The following is a 7,012-nucleotide window of genomic DNA, read 5'->3' as shown; positions in this document are numbered from 1 at the left end:
CCCCCCCCCCCCCCCCCCCCCCCCCCCCCCCCCCCCCCCCCCCCCCCCCCCCCCCCCCTTTTTTTTTTCAAGCAGAACACGGCATACGAGATACTGATCGGTCTCGTGGGCTCGGAGATGTGTATAAGAGACAGCCCCCGCCACCCGAGCCGGGAGTCAACTGCCGGGAAGTCTCATGACGACCCAACCGCAGTCCGCCGTTTCCGTCGCGCCTCCACTTCCCAACCGGCGCAACGCCGAACTACTCCTGCTGGGTTTCGCCACCGTCATCACCAGCCTTGCGCTCCTGCTCGTCGAGGCGAACCAGGAACAGGGACTGCACTGGGATCTCGCGCGCTACACCGTCGCCTACATGGCGCTCTTCAGCGGTGCCCACCTTGCGATACGACGCTTCGCCCCGTACGCCGATCCCCTGTTGCTGCCGGTCGTCGCGCTGCTGAACGGCTTGGGGCTGGTGATGATCCACCGCCTTGACCTGGCCGCAGGCGAACTGTCCCAGGACGGCCTCGGCGGCACGGCGAACCAGCAGATGCTGTGGACCCTGCTCGGCGTCGTCGGGTTCTCGCTCATCGTGATCTTCCTTCGTGACCACCGCCTGCTGGCCCGCTACGGCTACGTGTGCGGGCTCGGCGGCCTCGTCCTGCTCGCCATACCCGCCGTGCTGCCGCGCGCGTTGTCCGAACAGAACGGCGCCAAGATCTGGATCCGCTTGCCGGGCTTCTCGATTCAGCCCGCCGAGTTCTCCAAGATTCTATTGCTGATCTTCTTCGCCGCGGTCCTGGTGTCCAAGCGCAGTGTGTTCACCAGCGCCGGAAAACACGTCCTCGGCATGGATCTGCCCCGTCCCCGTGACCTCGCGCCACTGCTGGCCGCGTGGATCGCCTCGGTCGGCGTGATGATTTTCGAGAAGGACCTCGGCACTTCGCTGCTGCTGTACGCGTCGTTTCTGGTGCTGGTTTACGCGGCGACCGACCGGCTCAGCTGGGTTGTCATCGGGCTGGCCTTGTTCGCCGCGGGAAGCGTTGTGGCTTATCACCTTTTCGACCACGTGCAGGTGCGGGTGCAGACGTGGCTCGACCCATTCGCCGATCCCGACGGCGCGGGCTACCAGATGGTGCAGTCGTTGTTCAGCTTCGCCACCGGGGGCATCTTCGGCACCGGCCTCGGCAACGGTCAGCCCGGCACGGTTCCCGCCGCGTCGACCGACTTCATCATCGCCGCGGTCGGTGAGGAGCTCGGTTTGGTGGGGCTGGCCGCGGTGCTCATGCTCTACACCATCGTGATCATCCGCGGCCTGCGCACCGCGATCGCCGTGCGGGACAGCTTCGGAAAGCTTCTCGCCGCGGGCCTGGCCTCCACGCTCGCACTGCAGCTGTTCATCGTCGTCGGCGGTGTCACCAAACTCATTCCGCTGACCGGGCTGACCACGCCGTGGCTGTCCTACGGCGGCTCGTCGCTGCTGGCCAACTACGTGCTGCTGGCGATTCTGGTGCGCATCTCGCACGCCGCGCGGCGCCCGATCATCGCCGGACCCCCGGCACCCACCCCGATCGCGGCGGCCAGCACCGAGGTGATCGAAAAAGTATGAACACCTCGCTGCGCCGCATCGCCGTCACGGTCATGGCCTTGATCGTGCTGTTGTTGGGCAATGCCACGCTGACGCAGGTCTTGACGGCCGACGGGCTGCGCTCGGATCCGCGCAACCAGCGGGTGCTGCTCGATGAGTACTCCCGGCAGCGCGGGCAGATCTCCGCGGGCGGCCAGTTACTGGCGTATTCGGTGTCCACAAACGGCCGGTTCCGCTTCCTGCGGGTGTATCCCAATCCGCTGGCCTACGCCCCGGTCACCGGCTTCTACTCGCTGCAGTACTCGAGCAGCGGGCTGGAACGTGCCGAGGACTCCATCCTCAACGGCTCCGACGAGCGCCTGTTCGGCCGCAGGCTCGCCGACTTCTTCACCGGCCGCGACCCGCGCGGCGGCAACGTCGACACCACGATCAAGCCGGAGGTGCAGCAGGCGGCCTGGGACGCGATGGAAGAGGGCTGCGACGGTCCGTGCAAGGGTTCGGTGGTGGCCATCGAGCCGTCGACCGGCAAGATCCTGGCGATGGTGTCGTCGCCGTCCTACGACCCGAACCTGTTGGCCACCCACGACATGGCCGCCCAGACCGAGGCGTGGCAACGCCTGCGCGACGACCCCGAATCGCCGCTGCTGAATCGGGCGATCTCCGAGACCTACCCGCCGGGGTCGACCTTCAAGGTGATCACCACCGCGGCGGCGCTGCAGCGCGGCGCTACGGTGAACACACAGCTCACCGCGGAACCGCGAATCCCGTTGCCGGACAGCACCGCAACGCTGGAGAACTTCGGCGGCTCGGCCTGCGGCGGCGGGCCCACCACGTCGCTGCGGGAGGCGTTCGCCCGGTCCTGCAACACCGCGTTCGTCGAGCTGGGGATCGACACCGGCGCCAACGCGCTGCGTTCGACGGCGCGTGGGTTCGGGCTCGATGCACCGGCGCCGACGATCCCGCTGCAGGTGGTCGAGTCCGGCGTCGGGCCCCTCCCCGACGCCGCCGCGCTGGGCATGTCCAGCATCGGGCAGAAGGACGTCGCGCTCACACCCCTGCAGAACGCCCAGATCGCCGCGGCCATCGCCAACAAAGGAGTGGCGATGAAGCCGTACCTGGTCGATAACCTGAAGGGACCGGACCTCACGAACATCGCCACGACGGCGCCGCAGGAGCAGCGCCGGGCGGTGTCGGAGCAGGTCGCCGATACACTTACGGACTTGATGGTCGCCGCCGAGCAGGTGACTCAGCAGAAGGGAGCCATCGCCGGCGTGCAGATCGCATCCAAGACCGGCACAGCGGAGCACGGTACCGATCCACGCAACACCCCTCCGCATGCCTGGTACATCGCCTTCGCCCCGGCCCAGGCCCCCAAGGTGGCGGTCGCGGTTCTGGTCGAGAACGGCGGTAACCGGCTGTCGGCGACCGGCGGCGCGCTGGCCGCTCCGATCGGCCGGGCCACGATCGCCGCCGCCCTGCGGGAGGGCTCATGACGGCCCGGCAACAGGCGGTCTGCGCGGCTAGTGACCAGGGGGCCTTATGACGGCTCGCGTGGGAGTGACGCTGTCGGGGCGCTACCGGTTGAAGCGGTTGATCGCCACCGGCGGCATGGGACAGGTCTGGGAGGCCGTGGACTCCCGGCTGGGCCGCAGTGTCGCGGTGAAGGTGCTCAAGGCCGAGTACTCCACCGACCCGGAGTTCGTCGAACGGTTCCGCGCGGAGGCCCGCACCGTCGCCATGCTCAACCATCCCGGCATCGCCAGCGTGTACGACTACGGCGAGACCGACATGGACGGCGAGGGACGCACCGCATACCTGGTGATGGAGCTCGTCAACGGTGAACCGCTGAACTCGGTGCTCAAACGGACCGGCAGGCTGTCGCTGCGCCATGCGCTCGACATGCTCGAGCAGACGGGCCGGGCCCTGCAGGTCGCCCACACCGCGGGGTTGGTGCACCGCGACGTGAAGCCGGGCAACATCTTGATCACGCCGACGGGCCAGGTCAAGCTCACCGACTTCGGCATCGCCAAGGCCGTCGACGCCGCACCCGTCACGCAGACCGGCATGGTGATGGGCACCGCCCAGTACATCGCCCCCGAGCAGGCGCTGGGCCACGATGCCACCGCGGCCAGCGATGTCTACGCGTTGGGAGTCGTTGGCTACGAATCGGTTTCGGGTAAGCGGCCGTTCACCGGTGACGGTGCGCTGACGGTGGCGATGAAGCACATCAAGGAGACGCCGCCGCCGCTTCCCGCCGACCTGCCGCCCAACGTGCGTGAGCTGATCGAGATCACGCTCGTCAAGAACCCCGGCATGCGATACCGCTCCGGTGGTGCGTTCGCCGACGCGGTGGCGGCGGTGCGCTCCGGACGCCGCCCGCCGCGGCCGAATGCCGCGCCCTCGATCGGACGGGCCGCGCCCACCGCCGTGCCGTCGGCCACGCAGGCCCGCGCCGCCGCCGATATGACCGGGCGCGCCCCGGCCACCGCCGCCCGCCCGCGCTCGGCGACGGGCAGCCATCGGCCTCCCCCGCCGCGGCGGACGTTCTCCTCCGGCCAGCGCGCGCTGTTGTGGGCCGCGGGCGTGCTGGGAGCGTTGGCGATCATCATCGCGATCCTGATCGTGCTCAACGCCCAGGACCGCCAGGACAAGCAGACCCCGCCGCCGACGATCACCAACACGATCACCGAAACCACCCCCTTCGAGTCACCGGGTGCGCTTCCGGACCGGACCGTCCGCGAAAGCGGTGGCGGTGGTGATGGACAATCAGGGGTAACCACACCGCAGGCGATGGCGTCACCGGCAATGCCGCTGGCATCGCCGTCAGCCCCGGCACAGGAGCCCTACCAGCGGTATTCGGCTCCAGAACAGACATTGCAATGACGACCCCGCAACACCTGTCCGACCGCTATGAGCTCGGCGAGATCCTCGGCTTCGGCGGCATGTCCGAGGTCCACCTCGCGCGCGACGTACGCCTGCACCGCGACGTCGCGATCAAGGTGCTGCGCGCCGACCTCGCCCGCGACCCGAGCTTCTATCTGAGGTTCCGTCGCGAGGCCCAGAACGCCGCGGCGCTCAACCACCCGGCCATCGTCGCGGTCTACGACACCGGCGAAGCCGAGACCCCTCAAGGCCCGCTGCCCTACATCGTCATGGAGTACGTCGACGGCGTGACGCTGCGCGACATCGTCCACAACGACGGCCCGATGGAAGCCCGGCGGGCGATCGAGGTGATCGCCGACGCCTGCCAGGCACTGAACTTCAGCCATCAGCACGGCATCATCCACCGCGACGTCAAACCGGCCAACATCATGATCAGCAAGACCGGTGCGGTGAAGGTGATGGACTTCGGCATCGCCCGGGCACTGGCCGACGCCAACAGCGTCACCCAGACCGCCGCGGTGATCGGCACCGCGCAGTACCTCTCGCCCGAACAGGCCCGCGGCGAGAAGGTCGACGCCCGTTCCGACGTCTACTCGCTGGGCTGCGTGCTCTACGAAATCCTCACCGGGGAGCCACCTTTCGTTGGTGACTCGCCGGTGGCGGTGGCCTACCAGCACGTGCGCGAGGATCCGGTGGCGCCGTCGCAGCGCAATCCCGCCATCGGCCCCGAACTGGACGCAGTGGTGCTCAAGTCGTTGGCGAAGAACCCCGACAACCGGTATCAGACCGCCGCCGAGATGCGCGCCGATCTGGTCCGGGTGCACAGCGGCGAACAACCGGAAGCGCCCAAGGTGTTCACCGACGCCGAACGCAGCTCGCTGCTGTCGGCGCCGACGGGCCACGAACGCACCGAGCCGATCGACCCGATGCCACCGGTGTCGGCCCCCGACGACGGCGACCGCGTCCGTCGCGGCTCGGTCGCCCGGTGGCTGGCTGCGGTCGCGGTGCTGGCCATCCTGACGGTCGTGGTCACCGTCGCGATCAACATGTTCGGCGGAACCACCCGTAGCGTCGAAGTGCCCGACGTCAGCGGTCAGCCGTCGGCGGACGCGATCGCCGAGCTGCAGAACCGCGGATTCAAGACCAGGACCCAACAGCGTCCGGACTCGACGGTGCCCCCCGACCACGTGATCGGGACCGATCCCAGCGCCGACTCGTCGGTCGAAGCGGGCGAGGAGATCACCATCAACGTCTCCACCGGCCCGGAGCAGCGCGAGGTCCCCGACGTCAAAAACCTGTCCTACACCCAGGCGACGGAGCGGCTGAAAGAGGCCGGCTTCGAGAAGTTCAAGTCGTCATCGTCGCCATCGACACCCGAGCTGAAGGACAAGGTGCTCGGCACCAATCCCCCGGCCAACCAGACGTCCGCGATCACCAACGAGATCACGATCATCGTCGGTTCCGGTCCGCAGAGCCGTCCCGTGCCGAGCGTCGAGAACCAGCCGGAGGCGCCGGCGCGTCAGATCCTGACCGCCGCCGGGTTCACCAATGTGGTGTCCGTCCAGGTCGACAGCCCCGAACCGTGCGGACAGGTCATCGGCACCCTGCCTACGGCCGGCCAGGACACGGCGGTCGACGCGCCCATCCAGCTGCAGCTGTCGGCCTGCAACCAGTTCCTGATGCCCGACCTGCGGGGCATGTTCTGGACGGACGCGGAGCCCCGGCTACGAGCGCTGGGCTGGACGGGCTTCCTGGACAAGGGCGCCGACGTGCAGAACAGCGGTCAGCGCACCAACGCGGTGGTGACTCAGAACCCGGCGCCGGGTAGCGGCGTCAACTTCGGGGACACGATCACGCTGAGCTTCGCGTCGTAGTCGCTTCCCGGCCCGCGGCGATAGCGCTGGAGACTTCGTCTTCCAGCTGCCGAACCAGGGATTCGGTGGGCGCTGCGCCGCAGTAGCCCAGCCAGTTCGCCAGCATCCGGTGACCACCCTCGGTCAGGATCGACTCGGGATGGAATTGCACGCCGTGGATCGGCAGCCCGGCATGGCGCACAGCCATGATGACGCCGCCTTCCGTGCGCGCGATGACCTCGAGTTCGTCGGGCACCGTATCGGGCAGGATCGTCAGTGAGTGGTACCTGGTGGCGGTGAACGGATTCGGAAGCCCTTGCATCACACCGGAGTTCGTGTGGTGGACGACGCTGGTCTTACCGTGCAGCAGTTCGGGTGCGCGGTCCACGGTGCCGCCGAACGCGACCCCGATCGCCTGGTGCCCGAGGCAGACGCCCAGCAGCGGGGTACCGGCCGTGGCGCACGCCTTGACGAGCGGGATCGAGGCGCCCGCCCGCTCGGGCGTGCCGGGGCCGGGGGACAGCAGCACTCCGTCGAAATCAGCGGCGGCCTTGGCGATATCGGCATCGGTGGCCAGTCGGTCGTCGTCGTTGCGCCACACCTGAGCCTGCACCCCGAGCTGACCGAGGTACTGCACCAGGTTGAACACGAAGCTGTCGTAGTTGTCGACGACCAGGACCTGCATCAGCACAGGTTACTGGTTGCGCGT

The 7,012-nt window shown here is 68.4% G+C and carries 5 protein-coding genes; 4 read left to right on the top strand and 1 reads right to left on the bottom strand.

The window, feature by feature from the left end; genetic code table 11:
• Positions 1-175 precede the first annotated feature (175 nt).
• Genes A5759_RS22785 through pknB form a run of 4 tightly spaced genes read left to right on the top strand, consistent with a single transcriptional unit; the run spans position 176 to position 6,324 of the window.
• Positions 176-1,588, top strand: coding sequence for an FtsW/RodA/SpoVE family cell cycle protein (locus A5759_RS22785; RefSeq protein WP_068201472.1), 1,413 nt, complete (start codon positions 176-178; stop codon positions 1,586-1,588).
• A complete protein-coding gene (gene pbpA, locus A5759_RS22780) occupies positions 1,585-3,060 on the top strand; it encodes a D,D-transpeptidase PbpA (RefSeq protein ID WP_068201471.1) in 1,476 nt (491 codons plus the stop codon). The genes A5759_RS22785 and pbpA overlap by 4 nt, the downstream gene beginning before the upstream one ends.
• 46 nt (positions 3,061-3,106) lie before the next feature.
• Positions 3,107-4,450, top strand: a complete 1,344-nt coding sequence (locus tag A5759_RS22775; RefSeq protein ID WP_068201469.1) for a protein kinase — start codon at positions 3,107-3,109, stop codon at positions 4,448-4,450.
• The gene (pknB, locus tag A5759_RS22770; RefSeq protein WP_068201468.1) at positions 4,447-6,324 is read left to right on the top strand and encodes a Stk1 family PASTA domain-containing Ser/Thr kinase; all 1,878 of its coding nucleotides are present in this window, start codon (positions 4,447-4,449) and stop codon (positions 6,322-6,324) included. Before A5759_RS22775 ends, pknB begins: the two co-directional genes overlap by 4 nt.
• On the opposite strand, the gene A5759_RS22765 is transcribed toward pknB, so the two are convergent.
• Positions 6,302-6,988 carry an aminodeoxychorismate/anthranilate synthase component II gene (locus A5759_RS22765; protein WP_068201477.1) on the bottom strand — a complete coding sequence of 229 codons (687 nt, stop codon included), beginning with the start codon at positions 6,986-6,988 and terminating at the stop codon, positions 6,302-6,304. The two genes, pknB and A5759_RS22765, sit on opposite strands and share 23 nt — an antisense overlap.
• Positions 6,989-7,012: the final 24 nt, after the last annotated feature.

Origin of the sequence: Mycobacterium sp. 852014-52144_SCH5372336, assembly GCF_001665615.1 — a bacterium.
In the GTDB taxonomy this organism is placed as follows: Bacteria; Actinomycetota; Actinomycetes; order Mycobacteriales; family Mycobacteriaceae; genus Mycobacterium; species Mycobacterium neumannii_A.
This window is presented reverse-complemented; position numbering and strand designations above follow the sequence as displayed.

What these genes read in the sequence shown, in the direction of transcription:
- A5759_RS22785 (WP_068201472.1), top strand. Translation starts at nt 176, where the DNA reads ATGACGACCCAACCGCAGTCCGCCGTTTCCGTCGCGCCTCCACTTCCC.
- pbpA (WP_068201471.1), top strand. Translation starts at nt 1,585, where the DNA reads ATGAACACCTCGCTGCGCCGCATCGCCGTCACGGTCATGGCCTTGATC.
- A5759_RS22775 (WP_068201469.1), top strand. Translation starts at nt 3,107, where the DNA reads ATGACGGCTCGCGTGGGAGTGACGCTGTCGGGGCGCTACCGGTTGAAG.
- pknB (WP_068201468.1), top strand. Translation starts at nt 4,447, where the DNA reads ATGACGACCCCGCAACACCTGTCCGACCGCTATGAGCTCGGCGAGATC.
- A5759_RS22765 (WP_068201477.1), bottom strand. Translation starts at nt 6,988, where the DNA reads ATGCAGGTCCTGGTCGTCGACAACTACGACAGCTTCGTGTTCAACCTG.